This is a genomic window from Psychrobacter sp. CMS30, assembly GCF_904846565.1.
Lineage (GTDB): Bacteria > Pseudomonadota > Gammaproteobacteria > Pseudomonadales > Moraxellaceae > Psychrobacter > Psychrobacter maritimus.
This window is the reverse complement of record NZ_CAJHBF010000001.1, coordinates 135692-158004: the sequence shown is the minus strand read 5'-3', so window position 1 is coordinate 158004 and position 22313 is coordinate 135692. Positions and strand designations below refer to the sequence as shown.

Genomic DNA, 22313 nt, shown 5'->3' with positions numbered 1-22313 from the left:
GCTTGTCGTTATGCGGCTTTGTTACGTCTGCAATCTCGATAATGCTTATAAGGGTGCTTTTTTAGAAAATTGCTTGTATTGCAAACATTGTATTAATGGTAGTGCGAAAAAAAGGTCAGTAGATTGCTCTACTGACCTTTTTAGTTAGACGACCATACTATCGTTAATAACTAAGTATTCGCCTAACTATGTTAAGCATACTAACGATGGTACGCTAAACTCAAAAAGAGATTAGTGCTCAACGCCACCAGCGCCATGGATATGGCCATGGTTCAATTCGTCTTCAGTTGCTGCACGTACTTCTTGGATTTCAACGTCAAACGTTAAACGCTTACCAGCCAATGGATGGTTTGCATCAACAGTCACTTCTTTGTCGTTTACATCAGTAACGGTCACTAGCATAACTTGACCGCCAGCTTCTGACTGAAATTGCATACCAGGCTGGATATCTTCAACGCCTTGGAAGTTTTCACGTGGTACATGCTGTACCGCTTGTTCTTGGTATTCGCCGTAACCATCAGCAGGCTCTACAACGGCATTGACTCTTTCGCCAGCAGATTTGCCTTCTAGTTGTTGCTCAAGACCTGGGATGATGTTGCTATGGCCATGCAAATAAGCAAGCGGTTGACCTTCTGGAGACTGGTCAAGGATGTTACCTTCGTCGTCTTTTAGAGTGTAGTTGAACTTGACGGCAGTGTCTTTTGCGATAGTAGTCATAAATTATCCTAAATATGTCGATATTAAAATTTAAATACGGTTGGAATAAACCTAAAAAAGCCAATCAGCCAGCCAAATAGCCACGTCATTAGTCAATTATCATCAGTTTATTAGGGTAACTTTAGCAGTTAGCATCTTTAATTGCGATGCCTCCTATCGGTTTCAAGGTTAAAAGCATAAAAAATGCCAATTAATCGGCGAATTAATGTAAATAAATATGATTTTTACGCTCTTTAACGACTTCTTCTCTCTTTAATATAAGCAGCGTAAGGTTTGCCAGTTGCGTTTTTGCATAATGACTCCTACCATAGAGACGATCATAACAATAATAATAATAGTAGTGAATAAATAGTACGACTAAAATAAATAGTGAAAATTATAAGGATAAGAAAAAATGATGACTGCTTCTTCACAAGCTTTGCCTAATAGTACTTTGAACCGCACTTTAAATCAGCAAACCGCTCCTATCTCTTACCAATTCGACTTTACACGCTTTTTTGAGCATTTGGTCGATGTAGCGCTGACCTTTACCGCTGATACTGACGCGCCGAGTTTGTGGTTGCCAGCATGGATACCGGGTAGCTATTTAATGCGCGAATTTGCCCGTAATATCACAGCGGTTCACTATAAAATTTTAGATAGCCAAACTCTAAACAATCAAACATTAGATGGTCAGCTCACGGACAGTGATAAAAAAACAAACACGTACCGCGCGCAAAAAACAGATAAAAATACTTGGCAGCTGCCACAAGTGCGCGCAGGGCAGAGCATACATGTCCATTATGAAGTGTATTGTTATGATTTATCCGTGCGTACTGCGTATGTCGACCAGCAGCGTTTATATGGCAATTTTACCTCGCTTGCTTTAGCGATTGAAGGACAAGAGCAAAAAGCGGTAGAAGTTGATTTAATCGTGCCAGCGGTATTTTTAGCCGACAAGGATGCTAGTCGTGTGCGCTTGGCCTGTGGACTTGATGCAGTACAATCACAAGGTGATAAGCTGCGAATATATAATCTACAAGCAGGCAGCTATCACGAACTTATCGATTATCCGTTTGAGATTGCTGAACAAGATAGCTTTGATTTTATTATTCAAGATGATAAGCACCAGACGATTGGCCATCATTTTTATCTTGCCGGTAAGCATAGCGCCAATATGGGACGCTTGCAGCAAGACGTCACTCAAATCTGTCAAACTTATCTAGATTGGCTCGGCGATGCGCCATTTAATGATTACACCTTTATGACCTTTGCCAGTGGTCAGGATTACGGTGGTCTGGAGCATATCAACTCGACCAGTTTGATTACCCTACGTCGCGATTTGCCCAATGCTGATGAGCCAAAAGTGCCAAGTGCCGATTATCAACGCTTTTTGGGCTTATGCAGCCATGAATACTTTCATGCATGGTGGGTAAAAACTGTCCGTCCAGATGTAATGTTGGATGTGGATTTACGCCGCGAAGCCTTTACGCCATTGCTATGGGTGTTTGAAGGTTTTACCTCTTATATCGATGATTTTATGTTGCAAGCGTCAGGCGTCATCGATAAGGCAAGCTATCTTAAATTACTCACTGAACAAATCAATCGCTATTATCAAACCCCTGGGCGCGCGCATCAAAGCGTTGCTGAGTCGAGCTTTGACGCTTGGATTAAGCTCTATCGCAACGATGAAAACACTGGCAATGCAGGTATCAGTTACTATAATAAAGGCGCCTTGGTAGCGTTATGCTTAGATTTAACCTTACTAGAAAAAAGCGTAGGTCGTTATCGTTTGTTTGATGTCGTCAAAGCCTTTTATGGTCAAGCAAAGCAAAGTGATAATAAGCGCATCGGTATCAGTAGTGCTGATATGGGGGCAGTTATCGGGCAGTTTATGCCATTAGCGGATTGGGAAGAGTTTGAGCGCCGTTATGTTAATGGCGTTGAAGAGCTGCCCCTAGAGGCGCTGCTCACAGCAAATGGTATTAAAATTTACCCTAATACCAAAGAGACGGCGGATAAACATGTGCCATGGGGCATTCGCTGTAGTGAGACGCCACTGGGTCTAAAGGTTAATCGCGTGACACGTGACAGTATCGCTGCTAAGGCTGGCATTTCAGCCCATGATGTCGTCGTCGCAATCGATGGTATCAAAGCGGACACTAAGCAATTAGCAACGCTTAGTAAGGCCACGCGCGCTGTGGAATGCCATTTATTTCGCCGTGATGAGCTTATAGTAGTGAAAGTTTTACCTAAATCTGATTTCGCTGATAAAGACGCGTATGACGATAATGAAAAAGCATTTCCGCATAGCGTCAGCTTACGTTTAGCAAGGACTAGTACCGACTGCGAAGACGATGGTGAATATGCAGACTATGCAAATACTGAAAACGCTTGGCTTAATGCGATATCGCGCTATAAAAATTAATAGCTAGAGTAGCTAGACAGGTTAAAAGCGATTATATATTTAGACATTAAAAAACCCTTGCTAAGTGACGCAGCTTAGCAAGGGTTTTATATTTTTAAGGCTTAAATCGTTAGAGGCAGAAATTAGGCAGAAATGTTACTGCCCTAAATATTTAGCCTTAAGACTTAGCGTTCTCTTTAATCTCTTTTTCATCTCCAATAACGGCTTCAGCATCATCATTAACCGTCGCTTTATTGGCTTTATGAGCCGTAATCCAATTTTGCATCAGCGCAATCTCAGGCTGCTGGGCATCGATAATGTCTTGGGCTAACTTGCGCATCTCTTCATCCGTACCGTACTGAAGCTGTACTTTAGCCATATCTACTGCGCCAATATGATGCGGCAGCATACCGCGCGCAAAGGCCATATCAGCCTCAGGTTCGGCAATACCAAGCATCATGTCGCTATGCATGGTATTCATCCCTTTAGCATAAGCCGCTTGCATGGCCTCGGTATTGGGTTTGGGTTTGGGCGCATCAGGGTGGCTGGCCAGCCATTTATTCATGATATCGATTTCAATTTGCTGTGAGTCGATAATGTCTTGAGCAAGTTTGCGCATGGTTTCATCGGTCCCATACTTCAGCTCAATCTTTGCCATATCGACCGCGCCGCGATGATGACCGAGCATCCCTTTGGCAAAGGCGGTATCGGGATCGTTATAACCCATACCAACCATCATCTCATTATGCATACTGGTCATCGACTTCGTATAGTCTTTCAGCATGTCGGTCATTTGTGCTTCGTCTACTACATCGCCACTCGCAGACATATCATGTCCAGCATGGGCGTCCATATCGTCAGCCGTTTCAGACGGCTCAGTCGTGGTTGTTATTGCTTCTTCTGCCGGTATTACCTCGGTATCCTCTGTTGCGGGCTGGCAAGCACTCAGCAGTAACGCCGCAGAGATACTAGTGGCAAACAAGGTAAAACGACGAGAAGCAATCATGATATATCCTTACTATCAATAAAAAATAACGAACCAGATAAACAATAAGCAAGCTGCAGGCGATATCCGCCATATTAAATACAGATATCGCCCAAAGATAATATGGTTTTGTAGCTTAGCAGATAAACCTTGCTCATTCGAGACGCTATGTTTAACAAGTCGTAATATCTTTAACAATCTCAACAGCAAAATTGATTAATAAGTACTTGAAGTGACTAGGCATTAACAAGTTATAAGGTTAAACACCTAATTAATAACCCTAATCAATAACGCCTAATTGCTGACAACGCTCACGACTTAAATGAATACGCACAAATTCGCCAACGCCAAGCGACCCAAGCTCGAATCCAGCCACCGACCAGCGAATAAGACGCAGACAAGGTAAGCCTACATGCGCGGTCATACGTCTGACTTGGCGATTTTTGCCTTCATAGATGGTCAGCATAAGCCATGAAGTCGGTACACTTTTGCGCTCACGAATAGGTGGATCGCGTTGCCATAGCGCAATCGGTAAATCCGCTTCATCAACCAGTAGCGCCGTTGCCGGTAAGGTTTTGCCATCTTTTAACTGGACTCCAGCAGCCAATTGCTTTAGTTGGTCAGCGCTTACCAGACCTTCTACTTGTACCAAATAAGTCTTACCTTGTTTTTGCTTGCTTTGCGCAAAATTCTTGGCAGAGGGCGGCTGGGTAATGGCTTTATTAACCCGTCCGTCACTGGTCAAAATCAGCAAGCCTTCTGAGGTGGCATCCAGTCGACCGGCAACACGTAGGGATTTATCGGTGAAATACTGCGATAGGGTACTGTGATCATTATTGCTGTCATCACGAAATTGACTTTGTACTCCGTAAGGCTTGTTGAATAGAATCAGGCTGGAGGTCGACATAAAATAGCGTTTCCCAAAGATAAAAACTGAATGTAGGATAAATAGAAGTAGTATTAAAAGCGTAAGTGCTTGCTAAAAAACGCGCAAGCTATAAGGCTACTCTTATAACTATCGATAACCATGTTATAATTATGGTATTTATCATAATGATAACTAAAAATGGCTCATGCAAAACAAAAATCATCAAGCAGGCTTTATCTTAGTACAATGGCTAAGGCAGCTTGCGGTTTTTTGTATGACTTAATTCGCAAAATCTGAAAAATTTAATGCATTTTTTATAAAGTTTTTTTGTCATTTTACTTATTGTAATGACATCTGATTTTGTTGATAAATGACCAAGCAATTTTTGCAGTAGCTTTGATTTTTTCCATGATTATTAAAAATAAGTGTTAATCATATCATCAACAATATCTTTAAATATTACTCTTAAAACTATTATACATCACCTCGCCAAGCATGTCGGCTTAGCTATGTTCTGCTCGGTACCTTCTGCTCAATATATTTTACTCAAATAATTAGCGTTTAACTCGCTATGCTGCTTAGCTAAAGCCAAAAGCAAAACATAAATAGCTAGCGAAGATAACAGAATGCCAATGATGCCATGATGCTTGCGCTATCTACTATAAAAATACAATCAAGGAGTTTGACCCATGCCATATGAAAAGGTAATCGTCCCAAGAGACGGCGAAAAAGTAACCGTTAATGCTGATTTAACACTAAACGTACCCAATCATCCAATTATTCCCTTTATCGAAGGCGATGGCATCGGTGTGGATATCACGCCGGTGATGATTAAAGTGGTCGATGCCGCGGTCTCAAAAGCCTATCAAGGCAAAAAGTCCATCGTTTGGATGGAAGTATATTGCGGCGAAAAAGCTTCGAAAATTTATGATGGTGAATATCTGCCGACCGAAACGCTCGAGGTTCTGCGCGAATACGTGGTGAGTATCAAAGGTCCATTGACCACGCCAGTTGGCGGCGGTATGCGTTCGCTAAACGTGGCGCTACGTCAAGAGCTTGACCTATACGTCTGTCAGCGTCCAGTACGTTGGTTTGAAGGCGTGCCAAGCCCTGTGCATAGCCCAGAATTGACAGACATGGTGATATTCCGTGAAAACTCAGAAGATATCTATGCAGGTATCGAGTGGAAAGCGGGCAGTGATGATGCCAAAAAAGTCATCAAATTCTTAAAAGAAGAGATGGGCGTGACCAAAATACGCTTCTCCGATGACTGCGGTATCGGTATTAAACCTGTCTCAAAAGAAGGCTCGCAGCGTTTGGTGCGTAAAGCTATTCAACATGCTATCGATAATGACTTACCGAGTGTCACCCTCGTGCACAAAGGTAATATCATGAAATTTACAGAAGGCGCGTTTAAAGAATGGGGCTATGAGCTTGCCGCTGAGCGTTTCGGTGCTGAACTATTAGATGGTGGTCCTTGGATGACGATAAAAAACCCAAAAACCGGCAATGAGATTGTCATTAAAGACGTCATTGCCGATGCTTTTTTACAGCAAATTCTCATGCGCCCTGCTGATTATTCGGTTATCGCAACGTTAAACTTAAACGGTGATTATATTTCTGATGCGCTGGCCGCAGAAGTGGGCGGTATCGGTATCGCACCGGGTGCCAATAAAGGTGGGTCAATCTCTGTTTATGAAGCAACTCACGGGACAGCGCCTAAATATGCTGGTCAAGATAAGGTCAATCCCGGTTCATTGATTTTATCTGCTGAAATGATGCTACGCGATATGGGTTGGACAGAAGCTGCCGACCTTGTGATTGATGGTATCAAAGGGGCGATTAAGAATAAAACCGTCACTTATGACTTTGAGCGTTTGATGCCAGATGCTGTTTTGCTCAGCAGCTCTGAGTTCGGTAAAGCCATTATTAAACATATGGATGCTTAACTGGCTAATAAGTTAAGAAACTTTGGTTAGCTGAGTTTTACCCAGTTATATTTTAAAAAGCCATCTACAACAATGTAGGTGGCTTTTTTTATGGTTATCTATTTATTTAGCCATAAAAAACACCCCAAAAGTCTCAGACCTTTGGGGTGTTTGATTCATGCTGACTTAGCAACGTTTACTATGTCAGTTTCGAGCCAACTATTCAGTTTAGAGCCAATTACAACGAAGCAATAGTCTCGTTGAATAAGGCACTTGGACGCATGGCTTTTTCAGCTAAAGCTTCATCTGCCAAGTAGTAGCCTTTAAGATCCATAGGCTTGCCCTGAACCGCATTCATCTGTTCAATGATAGCCGCTTCATTGCTTTCAAGCTTTTGTGCCAATGGCGCAAATTGTGCTTTTAGCTCGCTATTCTCATCTTGTGCTGCTAACTCTTGAGCCCAGTACATAGCCAGATAGAAATGGCTACCACGGTTATCCAATTCGCCCGTTTTACGTGAAGGTGACTTGTCATTTAACAGCAGCGTTTCAGTGGCTCTATCAAGGGTATCGGCCAATACTTTTGCTTTGGCATTGCCATCGTTTTTAGCCAAATGCTCTAAAGACTCAGTCAAAGCTAAGAACTCACCAAGAGAATCCCAACGTAGATGGTTTTCTTCAAGCAATTGTTGCACGTGCTTCGGTGCTGAACCACCTGCGCCTGTTTCAAACAAACCGCCGCCCTTCATTAGTGGGACAACTGACAGCATCTTAGCACTGGTGCCCAATTCTAAAATCGGGAACAAGTCAGTTAGGTAATCACGTAAAATATTACCGGTAGCAGAAATGGTATCTAGACCACGAGCAACGCGCTCTAAGGTATAACGCATCGCACGAACTTGTGACATGATTTCGATATGTAGACCGTCAGTGTCATGATCTTTTAAGTAGGTTTGTACTTTTTTTATCAGCTCGTTCTCATGTGGACGGTAAGGGTCTAACCAAAAGATGACAGGCGTATCTGATTCACGGGCGCGGCGTACAGCAAGCTTCACCCAATCTTGGATAGGCTCGTCTTTGACCTGACACATGCGCCAGATATCACCTTTCTCAACACGCTGCTCAAGCAATACTTCGTTGGTTTCTTCGTCAACGATACGAGCTATGCCAGAATCACTTGCTTCAAAGGTTTTATCGTGCGAACCATATTCTTCTGCTTTTTGCGCCATTAAGCCAACGTTAGGTACGGTACCCATCGTGGTTGGGTCAAAGTTGCCATGCCATTTACAGAAGTTAATCATTTCTTGGTAAATACGCGCAAAAGTAGACTCAGGCATGACTGCTTTACAGTCATACATTTTGCCATCAGCGCCCCACATTTTACCGCCTGAACGGATCATAGCAGGCATAGAAGCATCGACAATCACATCACTTGGTGAATGGAAGTTGGTGATACCTTTTGATGAATCAACCATCGCTAGACGTGGACGATGTACTTGGCAAGCATGTAAATCGCGCTCAATCTCTTCACGTAAGCTGGCTGGTAATTCGGCAATTTTTTCGTACAGACTTGCCATACCGTTATTGACGTTGATACCTAACTCGTCAAATAATGCGCCATGCTTATTAAAAGCGTCTTTGTAGTAGGTTTTAACCGCGTGTCCAAAGACGATAGGATGCGAGACCTTCATCATGGTGGCTTTTACGTGTAGTGAAAATAAGATACCGGCTTCACGGCAATCTTCCATTTCACGCTCATAAAATTCAAGCAGCGCTTTTTTGCTCATAAACATCAAGTCGATGACTTCTTTATCGAGCAAAGCGATACCTGATTTGAAGACATTAACCGTGCCGTCTTCAGCCACGCGTTCCATACGTACGGTGCGGGCTTTATCTAAGGTAATTGATTGCTCGCCGTCATAGAAGTCGCCACTGTGCATGTGTGAGACGTGCGTTTGTGACCATTGCTTCCACTCACCCATAGAATGCGGGTGCTTACGGGCGTAGTTCTTCACTGCTTTTGGCGCACGGCGGTCTGAGTTACCCTCGCGTATGACAGGGTTTACAGAGCTGCCTAGGCTTTTGCCATAGCGACGACGGATTTCTTCTTCTTCTTCCGTTTGTGGCTCATCTGGAAAGTCAGGAATCGCGTGGCCTTTGCTTTGTATCTCTTTAATTGCCGCTTTTAATTGCCCCACAGAGGCACTGATATTTGGCAATTTGATGATATTGGCGTTTGGATCTTGGGTTAATTGACCAAGCGCAGCTAAGTTATTAGGAACGCGCTGCTCTTCCGTTAAGTATTCTGGGAATTCAGCCAACACACGCGCCGCAACAGAGATATCACTGGTTTCGACTTCGATGCCTGCTGTTTGGGTAAATGCTTTTACAATAGGCAAGAATGATAAGGTTGCAAGCGCTGGGGCTTCGTCAGTTTTTGTATAAATAATTTTTGACATGTTAGTAGAGTATTCCTTGTTGTCATTAATGAGGCCAATAAAGCTGAGGTATTATTTAACAGCTCTATACAGCCTGCATACAATAATGGGCTACGGGTTGGTTCAAATACATCAAGTGTCGTCGTTTATTGCCATTCTAGAGTGTCAAGACTGCTAGAAAAATCTTTCATAAGCAGTGACTGACCTTTCTTAGGTAGGCCTTTGTTAAAAATTTGCTGTAGCAAGCACTTATTTTATTAAAGGTCATTATTCAAAGGTCATCTTGACCATTTACTTCAAAGCTCTCAGACTAAAATGGCCTGAGAATGTCTGACTGACGCCATATTATAGTCGATCCACTATAAATTCGATATGATGTCAATCTTGTACATTGAACTAAGTATACTATTTTCGCTCATATCCTATGTATCTGAATTATATTAAGCTAGTAATAGCCTTATTCTACCAGTCATCAGCGTCGATATCATCTTTTGCAGACAATTTGCACGCTTTTAATACTATTTTCTGCACACATGAGCTTATTTCTGCAACAATGGACTTGTTATAGTGGTTATTCGCCAATAAAACAGTTCTTTAAAGCAGCCGTTTTTAGCGTTTATTGCAGCCCAAACCAAATCCATACTTAAGCTTAATTTTAAGCCACAAAAATAAAACAGTCATTAACAAAAAAGCCATTTGGTCAGCTGCTTTGCTGACGATGGCTTTTTTTGTGCTGCTTTTTCTTCTCTTTTTCAACAAAGGTGTTTGGACAAATATGTTTCGACAAGGGCGTTTTAAGAGGTCATTTTAAATAGAAATTATGTCGTTTTAAATATAAACAAGTTCTCTTATTTTGAGGATTAGATAGTGAGTATTGGATAAATTCATGAGTTTTTGCAAATTGTGACAGCAAAAGCATGGTAGTTTGATAGGCTAAACGCTAAAGAAAAATGGTCTAAGAAATAGCAGGTGAGAGTGTGGTGATGATGAATTTGCAATATGCGTTACTCAGCGATAGCAGCTGGCAGCATTTGACTAACTGGCAGACACCAGATACGCCTTTTATGTCGTTTGAGTTTTGGCAAGCGCTTAGTGATACGGGCGCTATCGGCGAAAAAGCAGGCTGGTTGCCGATTTATATCTTAATTCATCGCCCAAATGATAGGGATAGTGATGCAACTGAGGAAGCATTATCTTCGGCAAAGCTATCTGAATCAAAGCTATCTTCAGAACAAATAGGCCAACCGATTGCGGTCATGCCCGTTTTTATCAAAGGTCACCATCAAGGCGAGTTTGTCTTTGACCATGCGTGGGCACAAGCTTATGCGCAGTATGGCCTCGATTATTATCCGCGTTTGGTGACCAGCGCACCTTATACGCCCATTACTGGGCAACGTTTATGGCTAGCAGAGGGTGAAGTGCTAAATGCTGATATTTTAAAGGCAGCTATTGCAGGGGTTGACGATATCGCTCAGCAAGTAGAAGCATCTGGCTGGCATGGCTTGTTTGTCACGCCTGAGATGGCGGCTATTGCTCATGCAGCGCTGCCGACTGATATTGATATAGAAATGGCGCTTAACAGTCAAGCAAATGGGATAGCGGCAAAACCGATTGAGTTACCGATACTGGAGCGCCAAGGCTGTCAGTTTTTATGGCAAAATAAACATTTAAGCCAAAACAGTCAGCTAAGCAAAGATAGTCAGCCATTTGCCGACTTTGAGGCATTTTTGGCCACGCTAAGAGCCAAAAAACGTAAAACCATTCGTGCTGAGCGGCGCAAAGTCGCTGAGCAAGGCATTATATGCAAGCGTAAATGCGGTGATGCTATCACTGAGGCAGATTGGCAGACGTTTTATCATTGTTATGTAATGACCTACGCCGTGCGCGGGCAGCAGCCTTATCTCACACTAGACTTTTTCAAGAGGTTGGCAGCAACCATGTCTGAGCATTTGATGCTGGCGCAAGCGCTTGATGCCAATGCTGATATTATCGCCAGCAGTTTATTTTTGTACGATAAGCCTGATAGTAAAAATGCAACGCTGTATGGTCGTTATTGGGGCGCGCTTGGTGAGTATGATAGCCTGCACTTTGAGCTGTGTTATTATCAAGGTATCGAGTTTGCTATCGAGCAAGGTTTGACGTATTTTGACCCCGGCACCCAAGGTGAGCATAAATTAATTCGTGGTTTTATTCCGACCAAGACTCATTCTTTGCATCGCATTTATGATACGCGTTTTGTCCCAGCGATTAGCGATTTTTGTGCCAAAGACCGCATGCATATGGCGCAATATCGGCAGCAAGCCTTTGAAGCATTGCCCTTTAATATTGATAATATGCCGACGTTTAATGACAGTGGTTTTTGATAACACTAATTAATGCACAATAAATCTTCTTTGGTAATCTCTACTCAATAACTTTCTATCTAATACTTTCCTATCAGCCGTAAACTATGACCTCTAATCTTTGTTGTTCTGACCCGTTATCGCCTCCCTGTGAGCTATTAGATTTTCTCAATACGGAAGGTTCGCTCACTGCCATGCTTGAGGTAAAAGCAGGGCAGCCATTACGTGTCGAGCGTAGCTTTGAGGGTTATCGGTTATTGTCCTTGGCACAAAAAAAACAATTGGGTATAAAAGGCGCGGCGCTGAGCCGTCCATTACTAGCGTGGGTACGTGAGGCACAGTTACATGGCAATGATGAGCAGCCATGGGTGCAAGCACAAAGTATTTTCCCTTTAATAAGTTTAAAAGGGCGCGCTCGCCGTTTACAGCAGTTAAAAAGCATGCCGATTGGCTATGTGTTATTTAAGCGCAGTCGTACCTTGCCCAATCAACGTTCTATCGAAAAAACGGCAGAGGGCTGGCAACGGCAGACGCTATATGATTGGTATGGTCGCAAAATACTGATTAGTGAGACTTTTTTAGCAGCGTTTTTGTCTAGTGATGCTTGATGTCGATGCATGCATTAACTGATGTATCAATAAATAAAACAGTCACCTTACGAGTGGCTGTTTTTTTATGGGCGACAAATAATTATTTGACTAACAAATCAAGCAAGATCTAGAAATCAGAAATATAAAACAATGATTTTATTGCGCATTTATTTGCTTGATAACCTCATTATGGCGTCATTTAAATCCTTCAGCTTTCCGTGAGGTTTTTTTGCGCTCACAGTACAAATTTTCATGTTACACTTAATCTTTAGCGATGATATCGATGCCTTTATCGTTCGATTTTATTGCCAATCTGGACAAGTTAATAACAGGTTAATTGCCTTTGCTTGCCCATTTTCACCTCCTTTTATTACTCGCCTCTTTTCAATGAGCACCACCATTAACGATAGCCACTACCTAGGACATCACTATGTTTAAAGATATTTCTATCAAAGAGTTTGATCCAGTACTTGCTGAAGCCATGGCCGCTGAAAGCGTTCGTCAAGAAAACCACATCGAGCTTATCGCTTCAGAAAACTACTGCTCACAAGCAGTGATGGAAGCACAAGGCACTGACCTAACCAATAAATACGCTGAAGGCTATCCTGGTAAGCGTTATTACGGTGGTTGTGAGCACGTTGATGTGGTTGAGCAATTGGCCATTGATCGTGCAAAAGAGTTGTTTGGTGCTGAGTACGTCAACGTTCAGCCACACTCAGGTAGCCAAGCGAACTCTGCTGTTTTCTTAGCATTATTAGACGCCAATGACACCGTACTAGGCATGAGCCTAGACGCAGGTGGTCACTTGACGCATGGCGCGCATATCAACTTCTCAGGTCTAAACTACAACGCCGTACAGTATGGTTTGGTTGAAGAAACTGGCCTTATCGATTATGACCAAGTTGATGCTCTTGCGCGTGAGCACAAGCCAAAGATGATTATTGCTGGTTTCTCAGCGTATTCACAAGTCGTTGATTGGCAGCGTTTCCGTGACATCGCTGATGAAGTTGGCGCGTACTTGCTTGTTGATATGGCACACGTTGCTGGTTTGGTCGCTGGCGGTGTTTACCCAAGCCCAGTACCATTTGCTGATGTGGTCACGACTACAACGCACAAAACCCTACGTGGCCCACGCTCAGGTATGATTTTGGCTCGTGATGAGAAGCTTGCTAAAAAGTTAAACTCTGCGGTATTCCCAGGCAACCAAGGCGGTCCGTTGATGCACGTCATCGCGGCAAAAGCGGTTTGCTTTAAAGAAGCCTTAGAAGATAACTTCAAAACCTATCAGCAGCAAGTGGTTAAAAACGCCCAAGCGATGGCAAAAGTCATCCAAGAGCGTGGTTATGAAATCATCTCTGGTGGTACTGAAAACCATCTCATGCTGATCAGCCTAGTCAAGCAAGAAATGACCGGTAAAGAAGCCGATAAATGGTTGGGTGATGCGCACATTACGGTTAATAAAAACGCCGTACCAAACGATCCAAAATCTCCATTTGTGACTTCTGGTATCCGTATCGGTACGCCAGCGATTACTACTCGCGGTTTTAACGAAGCCCAAGCAGGCGAGTTGGCAGGTTGGATTTGTGACGTATTAGATAGCCGTGGCGATGAAAAGGTCGCTGCTGAAGTACGTGGTAAAGTTGAAGCTATCTGTAAAGAGCTTCCTGTTTATGCTAAAAATCAGTAATTTCTGGTTCATTAGTTTTATAATTTAGAGATAAAAAAACCGCTTAGCTTTTGCTAGGCGGTTTTTTTGTTTTACAGCTATTTAAATCAGGGTTTAACTTTATCAAATCACATAAACGGCAATTTGGTAAATATCTGCAAGATGGTGGCGTTAACGATATCGACAAAGAACGCACCAACCATCGGCACAATCAAAAACGCCTTATGTGATGGCAAGTAGCGATCGGTGACCGCCTGCATATTGGCAATCGCCGTCGGCGTTGCGCCCATACCAAAACCACAATGTCCCGCTGATAGTACGGCAGCATCATAATCTTTACCCATAACCTTAAAGGTAATAAAGTAAGCATAACCAATCATCAGTAGCGTCTGCACCAGTAAGATAATTAATACCGGTCCTGCGAGGTCAGTCAACTGCCAAAGTTTCAATGACAATAGCGCCATCGCTAAGAACAAACTCAAAGAAGCGTTACCAATGACGTCGATAGCACGGTCAAACATATCAAAATTGAATACCATGGTTAAGGTATTACGTAGAATCACACCGCCAGCCAGCGCCCATACGAAGGTAGGTAGCTCAAACCACGTATCTTGCGCCAACAAAGTCATGATGTCAGCGAAAGCCAATGCCGCGGCAAATAGTGCCAAGGATTCAATGGTAGAGGAGGCGGTGATAAGACGAATGTTATCAGGCTTCTCAAACATCTCCTTATTAGCATGTACTTCCTCTTCGTTATGCTTGGTGCTATAGAGTGATTGCTCGCCGGCAAGTCGTTCAACCTCACTCGGATTTGGATTAGCCGCCGCTGGTTTTAAACCAAGTTTTTTAATCAAATGACGGGCAACCGGACCGCCGATGACGCCACCTGCAACCAAACCATAAGTGGCGACTGCGATTCCAAGTGTCGTGGCACCAACCACACCATATTGCTCTTCTAGAGTAATGCCCCAAGCGCCTGCTGTACCGTGTCCACCTGTTAGGGCAATTGAACCTGTTACCAAGCCGAGGAGTGGGTCAAGTCCAAGCACACTTGCCATCGCCACGCCCACGACATCTTGTAAGATGATAAACACCGATACCACGATGGTGAAAATCAATAGTGGCGAGCCGCCTGCCTTTAGCCTACTAAAATCAGCGCTGAGTCCGATAGAGGCAAAAAACATCAGCATGGTTGCGGTTTGCAGCCCTTGATGGAAGTTAAAGCTATAACCCCAAAAGATATTAAGAATGTAAACGATAATCGCTGCAACCAAACCACCGGCCACTGGCTCTGGAATATTAAAGTCTTCTAGAGATTTAATCCGTTTGACTAAAAAGCGTCCAAGCAAGAGTACTAAGGTGGCCAATATCAAGGTGTAGTAGCCGTTGAGGGTGATTTCCATAGGTTAATCCTTTCTATAAATATAAATTAACCTAAATTCGGGATAAAGCTGGTTTTATCTCGAATTTAGGTTCTGGTCATCTCGCTATTCACATGCATCATCTGACGCCGCAACAATCCACAATTGCGGTTTTCCAAAATCTTTATAGGCGTCCTCAATGAGACGCTTAAAGACATTAAAGTCCTCAGTGTTAATTTTCTCTACCCCATTTAAGTAAAGCGTGAGGTGAGTGATATCACTATCGGTCAAACAGTCCCAAGCGCTGTCCCAATTATGGGCAAAATAGTCGGGAAAATTGGCTACTTTCGCTAAGCTATTTAGTAGTGTTTCTTTATCCAAAACATTGCCAATGGGAATGTTAAGCGCTTGCTCAGGAATACTGTCAATGAGGGCGGAGTCGCTTTGATTGATTTTATTTTGCTTGATACTGTTTTGGTCAACGCCGTTTTGGTTTTGATTAATACAGTTTTGATTAATATTGCTTTGATTAATGTTGTTTTTATTAACATAGTAAATAGCTTGGCTCATATCATCTCACCTGCAATTGTCGGAAGCTATCATAATGGTCAACGGTCAAATAATAAATGGTCGGTGGATGACCGCCGGTGACAATGCGCCGTGCACCGCGATGGGAAACCCCCGGCGTAGGCACGGTATATTCGCGATAGTAGCCTTGCGACTGAGCAGGTAATTTGCCTTCGCGATTATAAAAGGTTGTGCCATCTTTATTAGGGTAAGGAAAAGGACCGCCTTGCTTAATAAGTGCCAGCGTCTGGTCGATTTGCGCATCACCTGTGATAGCTTCGACACCTGAACTGCTGGTTTTAGAGGCCGTCTGCGATATAGAAGTTGCTGGCGTGCTATCTGTAAATAAACTGGATTTTAAATCCCCAAAAAAGTAAACCGCAACGGCAATAAGGGCGATGACACTCAAGAGGGTAGAGAAGCCACTTTTCTTGTTTTGGCTACCACGAGTATTTTTATATCGATTGTTTTTCTGCTGAGCGTTTCGATTATTTTTCTGCTGCGCATTATCTAGGTTGAGATGCACTGAATTTGATACTGACGTTTCTAAAATACTCAATTCATTAGAGGTGACTTCAGTTGCGCGCAATTGGTTTTTTTCATTACGCTGACTGTTAAAATAGACGCGCTGACCTTCGCTTATAGGTTGCGACAAGCGTACGGTGCTGATATGAAAGAAGACATCTTCACTTTGATTGTCTACCTCAATAAAGCCGTAGCCTTTATCAGCATTCCAGTGTTTAATCTTGCCACTTTGCATGGGCGCGCTATCCTGTCGACGGTTTTTATTTAGCAAAATAATTTTTATGTGCCATATATAACATATTTATCAATAATAAAAAAACGCCAGCAATTAAGCTGACGTTTTTTATGGATTATACTCGAGGTAAGACGATAAATTGTAGTGAAGAAGTAATGCGCTAAGCGCGGGTTTCGCCGTGACCGTAAACGATCCATTTTTGCGAAGTTAAGCCTTCGAGTCCAACCGGTCCACGCGCATGGATTTTATCGGTTGAGATACCGATTTCCGCCCCAAGCCCGTATTCAAATCCATCGGCAAAACGGCTAGAGGCGTTAATCATAACGCTTGCCGAATCGACTTCACGGATAAAGCGTTGCGACTTGGTGTAATTGTCGGTAATGATAACGTCGGTATGCTGGCTACCATGGGTATTGATATGCTCAATCGCTTCATCGATACCCGATACCACTTTCACCGCTAATATAGGTGCAAGATACTCTGTATCCCAGTCTGCGCTAGTCGCCGCTGACAGATGCCCTTGAAGGGTAGCATTGTCATTTAAAATAGCCTGTGCTTTATCATCAAGGCGCAGTTGCATGGCATCATCAGCTTTTACGATGGCTTCAGCAATTTTTGGTAATAGCTCATGGGCAACTGATTCATCGACCAACAGCGTCTCCATAGTATTACAAGTACCATAGCGATGGGTTTTGGCATTGACGCTGACCTTGATGGCAATGTCGGCATCGGCGTCGCTATCAATAAAGGTATGACAGTTACCATCTAGATGTTTAATGACAGGGACGCGTGCATCACGGCTGATACGCTCAATCAAACCCTTACCGCCGCGTGGCACGATAACATCGACATATTCTGTCATGGTAATCAGCTCGCCAACAGCAGCGCGGTCAGTGGTTTCTAACACTTGTACGCTATGCTCAGATAAACCAACCTTGTTTAAGCCTTTCAAAATACATTTGGCAATCGCTTGATTGGATTCAAAGGCTTCAGAGCCACCGCGTAAGATAATGGCGTTACCGGACTTTAGCGCAAGCGAAGCCGCCTCCAAAGTGACGTTAGGACGCGACTCATAAATCATACCGACCACGCCAAGTGGCACGCGCATTTTACCCAAGTGAATACCTGATGGCTGATAGGTCATATCCGTGACTGCGCCGATAGGATCGGGCAGCGCGGATACGTCTTTTAAACCTTGCAGCATACCATCGAAGCGCGCGTCGTTTAGCTCTAGGCGATCTAGTAAGGCGGCATCTAAGTTATTTTTTGCACCCTTATCCATATCGACTTTATTGGCCGCTAAAATATCGGCCTTGGCGCTTTTTAATTCGTCATAGATTGCCATCAAGGCGGAATTTTTATCGCCGGTATTGGCCGCTGCTAGCGCTCGTGACGCGGCACGTGCTTGCTGACCAACGCTTTGCATATAAGCGGTAACATCTGTGGTATTCGATTGACTCATAAATTAACTTCCTTATAGTTATCAATAGAGGGTTTGCAGATTAGTAATGATGAATCCTAAATAATGAATCCTAGATTTTATAACATGTTCATATATAGGTTGAGGCATAAAGAAAAGCAGCTAAAGCCGCCAAAAAGCAGTAAATCTGCTAATTATCATCACTAATCTACAAAAATATGTTTTTAGCACTTGTTTATTTTTTAGCGCCTGTCTGTTTTTTAGAAACTAATGGCTTTTTAGAAATTAAGGGCACTCTGCTATTTAACATAGAGGAGATGAGGACGATAGTAAAGTTGATTTTGTGAACAAAGACCGTTTATCAAGCACTGCAGAGTTTTCTTTAACCTTGTTTTTAGGGTTATTTACTAAATGTTTGAACGGATGTTTTTACTCGTATTTAAATTTTATCCATAATAAATAGCATTTAGAAATAAAAAGATAAGCAGTTAAAAGTCAGGGCGCTGTTACGTATTTTTAACAGAACTGCGCTGTAACTGCTAAGGTAGGACTGATAAATCGTGAGTATAGTGGGCGCTAATATGAAAAATACTTATGATGGAGAATAAAATGGCGATTGAAAATAAAACCTATAAAAACTGGTTAACGGTTGGTTTGGTGGCAGCGGCATTAAGTATCAGTGCTTGCGGTAAAAAAGATGAAGCGCCGATGGATGTCGAACCAACAGCCGATGCTCAGACAGCGGTAGAAGATGAAGCGACTGGCGTTGCTACAGCAGGCAGCAGTGATGATGTTGCGGTAGCTAGCGCAAATGACAGTGCTGCCAACACTAACGAAAGTATGGTAGTCGGCGAAAATGATGATGTGGCAGTCGCAACGGCTGATGAGGCAGAGGTACTCGATGGTACTGAAAGCGAAGAGCATGTTTCGACTTACTAATGCCGCAGATAAAACAGCGCTAACGGCGTTAAGATGATAAAATGAGGCCCATAACTGACTGTGCGTTATGGGCCTCATTTTATAAAGGGTATTGCTTCGTCAAAAGCTCATAGGCAAAAGCGACAAGGTTTGCCTTTTTATTGCATTATAGGCGACAATATCGCGCCTTTATTGAACCCATTATAACGTTATCAAAATAATGCGACTAACACAGTGCTATAGCTGTTTGATAGATAGCGCATTTTTTATTCATGTTTTCACTCATATTTATTGGAAGTCTGCTAAACCATGCTTGATACTGCAAAGAATCCGACTCGGCCTATCGCCTTAGATTTACAAGACGTCCATAAAAGCTATGGCTCATTAGACGTGCTAAAAGGGGTATCACTCACCGCCTATGATGGCGACGTCATCTCTATTTTAGGCTCGTCTGGCTCCGGTAAGTCGACCTTGCTGCGCTGTATTAATCTGCTTGAAAAGCCCAATCAAGGTCGTATCATCATCGGTAACGATGAGCTGATGCTCAAACCTACTAAGTCGGGCGAATTGCAAGCGGCAGACATCAAGCAGCTAGAGAGCTTACGTGCGCGCGTGGGATTCGTCTTCCAGAGCTTTAATTTGTGGCCGCACAAGACCATTTTACAAAATATCATCGAAGGGCCAACGCAAGTCCTAAAAATCAAAAAAGACCAAGCGATTAGCGATGCTGAAAAGCTGCTCGATAAAGTTGGTTTGCTTGATAAAAAAGATGCGTATCCCGCAAACTTATCGGGCGGTCAACGTCAGCGTGTGGCGATTGCGCGTGCGCTTGCGATGCAGCCACAGGTGTTATTATTTGATGAGCCAACCTCGGCACTCGACCCTGAACTGGTCAATGAAGTGCTCGCCGTCATGCGCGAGCTGGCCGAAGAGGGGCGTACGATGTTAATTGTCACCCATGAGATGCGCTTTGCCCGTGAAGTATCTAGCAAGGTGGTATTCCTCCATCAAGGTGTGATTGAAGAGATTGGTACGCCTGAGCAAGTCTTTGATAACCCGAAATCTGAGCGCGTTAAAGACTTTATGGCCTCGCATCGCAAAAACTAACAGGGCGTTTTCATTTGTTTTCATTTTAGTCGTTTCAATTTTATTGACTTTAACTTTAACGGCTTTAGTTTTAACAGCTTTAATTTAAGCAATATTTTAAGTTTTAAACATTTAAAGTGATTAAAACGCCAAAATTACTCATTGGTAATTTTCTTAGGGTGTTTATTACTCAATAATCACAGTCGGTATGCAAAACGTTTGTTTTTGATATTTGAGTCAGGTATTATCAAAAGGTTTACAGGCAGTTGCTCATAATGCCTGCCTGTGTCTTCTGTGCATTGAATTGCTTTTCTGGCAGGGACGTCAGAGAACAAAATATCAGAACCCTATATTAAAAAATCCATCAGAATTTAAGGAATGTATGATGTCGAATTCTCGCCTATTGTGGTCATCGATGACCGTTACCGCCGCGCTCATGCTTGGTGCTTGTAGTCAGCCTGCTAACGAAGCTGCTGATACCAATGCTGATGCCCCTGCCGCAGAAACGGCTGGCAAGACCATTCGTATCGCTACCGAGGGCGCTTACCCTCCTTTTAACTATACCAATGCCGATGGCAGCTTGGCGGGTTTCGATATCGATGTTGCCAATGCCTTATGTGCGCAAATGCAAGCCAAATGTGAAATCGTTGCCCAAGATTGGGACGGTATTATTCCAGGTTTATTGGCGCAGAAATATGACGCCGTCATCGCTGGTATGTCTATCACTGCTGAGCGTCAAGAAAAGGTCGATTTCAGTGAGCCGTACTTTGCCAATACCATGGTTTGGCTCACCGATACCAAAGGTGGTTTTGACCCTAAAGCAATTAAGAGCCTAACCCTTGGTGGCCAACGCTCAACGACACCGGGCGCGTACTTACAAGATAATTATGAAGGCAAAGACGGTAATACCGTTAAGCTTTATGATAATTATGACAATGCCTATTTAGACCTAAAATCTGGTCGTAGTGATGCCGTACTTGCTGAAAAAGTCTCTGCCAAGTCATGGTTAGCGGACAACCCAGAAGGCTTCGGCATCGTGGGTGATGAGATTGATAACGACGATAATATTGCCATTGCTGTTCGTAAAGGTGATTCAATCAAAGACGACTTTAATAAAGCGCTGAGCGAAATCCGTAGTAACGGTGAGCTTGCCCGTCTTGAACAGGAAAACTTCGGTCAATAATTTGCTTGCTACGCTTTGAGAAAAGTCTTCAATCAATAGACTGTTTTGAGAAGCGTTGATTAACGAATGACTGACCCATTGCGGATTAACAAACGGCTGGTCAATATATTAAGGAATAAACTCTATGATTACTTCAATGACAGCATCAATAAGCAAAAAAGCCTTGTGGCTTGCCCCACTTAGTGCGGCGATGCTTATGCTTACGGCTTGTAATAACAGCTCAGCACCGACTGAAAGCACTGAGACAGATGCCGCTACTGATGCGCCTTTAAACATCAAAATCGCTACAGAATCAAGCTATAAGCCTTTTAGCTATACCGACGCTGATGGCAAATTAATCGGCTATGAGATTGAGCTGGTCGACGCTCTATGTGCGCAAATGAAAGCCGAGTGTGAAGTCATCTCGCAAGATTGGGATGGCTTAATTCCAGGGCTCAATGCGCAGAAATTTGATGCCGCCATCGCTGGTATGTCAATCACGCCTGAGCGTAAAGAAGTCGTAGAATTCAGCGACCCATACTTTCATACTGGCATCATCCTAATCGGTAAAAAAGGCGATGATATTAGCGTCGAAGGTCTAAAAGGCCAGCCGATTGCCTCACAGCGCTCAACAGTTGCGTCACAGTATCTGCAAGAAAAACATGCTGACTCTGATATCAAACTTTATGATACCCAAGACAATGCTTACCTAGACCTAACCTCAGGTCGTGTCCGTGCCATGATGTCTGATAAAGTCACCGGTATTGATTGGCTAAAAACCGAAGCGGGTAAAGACTATGAAGTTAAAGGGCAAGAAATCAGCACCAGTGATGATGCGATGGGTATTGCCTTCCGTAAAGGCGATCCATTAGTTGCTAAATTTAATAAAGCACTGGCTGAACTTAAAGACAACGGCACTTATGACCAAATCACCGGTAGCTATTTTGGTACCAGCTCAACAGCTGCGGCACAAAAAGCAGTAGCGACTGAGGGTGTTAAAGAAGTGGTGGTGGTTGATGATGGTAATGTCGATGCCAATGCTGTGATTGCTAAAGAAGAACAAGCAGAAACGGCGACTAATTAATAGGACTTTTCATAAAGGCCTATTAGATAAGCGCTG

The 22313-nt window shown here is 43.2% G+C and carries 17 protein-coding genes; 9 read left to right on the top strand and 8 right to left on the bottom strand.

Translation table 11 applies throughout. The features are described from left to right. Positions 1-231: 231 nt before the first annotated feature. Positions 232-717: a peptidylprolyl isomerase gene (locus tag JMX94_RS00645; RefSeq protein ID WP_149490575.1), complete on the bottom strand. Its 486-nt coding sequence runs from the start codon at positions 715-717 to the stop codon at positions 232-234. 397 nt (positions 718-1114) lie between these two features. On the opposite strand from JMX94_RS00645, the gene JMX94_RS00640 reads away from it, so the two are divergent. Beyond that, a complete protein-coding gene (locus JMX94_RS00640) occupies positions 1115-3124 on the top strand; it encodes a M61 family metallopeptidase (protein ID WP_374220384.1) in 2010 nt (669 codons plus the stop codon). Between the two features lie 157 nt (positions 3125-3281). On the opposite strand, the gene JMX94_RS00635 is transcribed toward JMX94_RS00640, so the two are convergent. Then, on the bottom strand, positions 3282-4109 hold the full coding sequence (locus JMX94_RS00635; protein WP_201562330.1) for a DUF305 domain-containing protein: 828 nt from the start codon (positions 4107-4109) through the stop codon (positions 3282-3284). Between the two features lie 259 nt (positions 4110-4368). Continuing rightward, on the bottom strand, positions 4369-4995 hold the full coding sequence (locus JMX94_RS00630) for a pseudouridine synthase (protein WP_201562328.1): 627 nt from the start codon (positions 4993-4995) through the stop codon (positions 4369-4371). A gap of 650 nt (positions 4996-5645) precedes the next feature. On the opposite strand from JMX94_RS00630, the gene icd reads away from it, so the two are divergent. Further along, positions 5646-6905 carry an NADP-dependent isocitrate dehydrogenase gene (gene icd / locus JMX94_RS00625; protein WP_201562326.1) on the top strand — a complete coding sequence of 420 codons (1260 nt, stop codon included), beginning with the start codon at positions 5646-5648 and terminating at the stop codon, positions 6903-6905. A gap of 217 nt (positions 6906-7122) precedes the next feature. On the opposite strand, the gene JMX94_RS00620 is transcribed toward icd, so the two are convergent. Next, positions 7123-9342 carry an NADP-dependent isocitrate dehydrogenase gene (locus tag JMX94_RS00620; protein ID WP_201562324.1) on the bottom strand — a complete coding sequence of 740 codons (2220 nt, stop codon included), beginning with the start codon at positions 9340-9342 and terminating at the stop codon, positions 7123-7125. Between the two features lie 965 nt (positions 9343-10307). Between JMX94_RS00620 and JMX94_RS00615 the strand changes: the two genes are divergently transcribed. The 3 genes from JMX94_RS00615 (at position 10308) to glyA (ending at position 13940) form a co-directional block, all read left to right on the top strand. Then, positions 10308-11684 (top strand): GNAT family N-acetyltransferase, encoded by a 1377-nt coding sequence (locus tag JMX94_RS00615; RefSeq protein WP_201562448.1) that lies wholly within the window; start codon positions 10308-10310, stop codon positions 11682-11684. An 86-nt stretch (positions 11685-11770) separates the two neighbouring features. Then, positions 11771-12271 carry a chorismate lyase gene (locus tag JMX94_RS00610; protein ID WP_201562322.1) on the top strand — a complete coding sequence of 167 codons (501 nt, stop codon included), beginning with the start codon at positions 11771-11773 and terminating at the stop codon, positions 12269-12271. Between the two features lie 412 nt (positions 12272-12683). Further along, a complete protein-coding gene (glyA, locus tag JMX94_RS00605; protein ID WP_201562320.1) occupies positions 12684-13940 on the top strand; it encodes a serine hydroxymethyltransferase in 1257 nt (418 codons plus the stop codon). Between the two features lie 107 nt (positions 13941-14047). On the opposite strand, the gene gltS is transcribed toward glyA, so the two are convergent. From gltS to JMX94_RS00585, 4 genes are all read right to left on the bottom strand, one after another. After that, on the bottom strand, positions 14048-15322 hold the full coding sequence (gltS, locus tag JMX94_RS00600; RefSeq protein WP_201562318.1) for a sodium/glutamate symporter: 1275 nt from the start codon (positions 15320-15322) through the stop codon (positions 14048-14050). An 84-nt stretch (positions 15323-15406) separates the two neighbouring features. Continuing rightward, entirely contained in the window at positions 15407-15850 is a 444-nt protein-coding gene (locus tag JMX94_RS00595; protein ID WP_201562316.1) for a barstar family protein, read from the bottom strand. A gap of 1 nt (position 15851) precedes the next feature. After that, positions 15852-16607 carry a ribonuclease domain-containing protein gene (locus JMX94_RS13370; protein ID WP_201562314.1) on the bottom strand — a complete coding sequence of 252 codons (756 nt, stop codon included), beginning with the start codon at positions 16605-16607 and terminating at the stop codon, positions 15852-15854. A 160-nt stretch (positions 16608-16767) separates the two neighbouring features. After that, positions 16768-18069: a glutamate-5-semialdehyde dehydrogenase gene (locus JMX94_RS00585; RefSeq protein WP_201562312.1), complete on the bottom strand. Its 1302-nt coding sequence runs from the start codon at positions 18067-18069 to the stop codon at positions 16768-16770. A gap of 552 nt (positions 18070-18621) precedes the next feature. Between JMX94_RS00585 and JMX94_RS00580 the strand changes: the two genes are divergently transcribed. The 4 genes from JMX94_RS00580 (at position 18622) to JMX94_RS00565 (ending at position 22277) form a co-directional block, all read left to right on the top strand. Continuing rightward, entirely contained in the window at positions 18622-18966 is a 345-nt protein-coding gene (locus tag JMX94_RS00580; protein ID WP_227673449.1) for a hypothetical protein, read from the top strand. Between the two features lie 288 nt (positions 18967-19254). Continuing rightward, the gene (locus tag JMX94_RS00575; RefSeq protein ID WP_201562310.1) at positions 19255-20052 is read left to right on the top strand and encodes an ABC transporter ATP-binding protein; all 798 of its coding nucleotides are present in this window, start codon (positions 19255-19257) and stop codon (positions 20050-20052) included. Between the two features lie 361 nt (positions 20053-20413). After that, the gene (locus JMX94_RS00570; protein WP_201562307.1) at positions 20414-21214 is read left to right on the top strand and encodes a transporter substrate-binding domain-containing protein; all 801 of its coding nucleotides are present in this window, start codon (positions 20414-20416) and stop codon (positions 21212-21214) included. 124 nt (positions 21215-21338) lie between these two features. Next, positions 21339-22277 carry a transporter substrate-binding domain-containing protein gene (locus JMX94_RS00565; RefSeq protein ID WP_201562305.1) on the top strand — a complete coding sequence of 313 codons (939 nt, stop codon included), beginning with the start codon at positions 21339-21341 and terminating at the stop codon, positions 22275-22277. Positions 22278-22313 lie beyond the last annotated feature (36 nt).

Coding starts and splice junctions, on each gene's coding strand:
- JMX94_RS00580 (WP_227673449.1), top strand. CDS start 18,622: ATGATGGAGAATAAAATGGCGATTGAAAATAAAACCTATAAAAACTGG.
- JMX94_RS00585 (WP_201562312.1), bottom strand. CDS start 18,069: ATGAGTCAATCGAATACCACAGATGTTACCGCTTATATGCAAAGCGTT.
- JMX94_RS00620 (WP_201562324.1), bottom strand. CDS start 9,342: ATGTCAAAAATTATTTATACAAAAACTGACGAAGCCCCAGCGCTTGCA.
- gltS (WP_201562318.1), bottom strand. CDS start 15,322: ATGGAAATCACCCTCAACGGCTACTACACCTTGATATTGGCCACCTTA.
- glyA (WP_201562320.1), top strand. CDS start 12,684: ATGTTTAAAGATATTTCTATCAAAGAGTTTGATCCAGTACTTGCTGAA.
- JMX94_RS00630 (WP_201562328.1), bottom strand. CDS start 4,995: ATGTCGACCTCCAGCCTGATTCTATTCAACAAGCCTTACGGAGTACAA.
- JMX94_RS00645 (WP_149490575.1), bottom strand. CDS start 717: ATGACTACTATCGCAAAAGACACTGCCGTCAAGTTCAACTACACTCTA.
- JMX94_RS00570 (WP_201562307.1), top strand. CDS start 20,414: ATGATGTCGAATTCTCGCCTATTGTGGTCATCGATGACCGTTACCGCC.
- JMX94_RS00595 (WP_201562316.1), bottom strand. CDS start 15,850: ATGAGCCAAGCTATTTACTATGTTAATAAAAACAACATTAATCAAAGC.
- JMX94_RS00575 (WP_201562310.1), top strand. CDS start 19,255: ATGCTTGATACTGCAAAGAATCCGACTCGGCCTATCGCCTTAGATTTA.
- JMX94_RS00635 (WP_201562330.1), bottom strand. CDS start 4,109: ATGATTGCTTCTCGTCGTTTTACCTTGTTTGCCACTAGTATCTCTGCG.
- JMX94_RS00610 (WP_201562322.1), top strand. CDS start 11,771: ATGACCTCTAATCTTTGTTGTTCTGACCCGTTATCGCCTCCCTGTGAG.
- JMX94_RS00565 (WP_201562305.1), top strand. CDS start 21,339: ATGATTACTTCAATGACAGCATCAATAAGCAAAAAAGCCTTGTGGCTT.
- JMX94_RS00640 (WP_374220384.1), top strand. CDS start 1,115: ATGACTGCTTCTTCACAAGCTTTGCCTAATAGTACTTTGAACCGCACT.
- JMX94_RS13370 (WP_201562314.1), bottom strand. CDS start 16,607: ATGCAAAGTGGCAAGATTAAACACTGGAATGCTGATAAAGGCTACGGC.
- icd (WP_201562326.1), top strand. CDS start 5,646: ATGCCATATGAAAAGGTAATCGTCCCAAGAGACGGCGAAAAAGTAACC.
- JMX94_RS00615 (WP_201562448.1), top strand. CDS start 10,308: ATGAATTTGCAATATGCGTTACTCAGCGATAGCAGCTGGCAGCATTTG.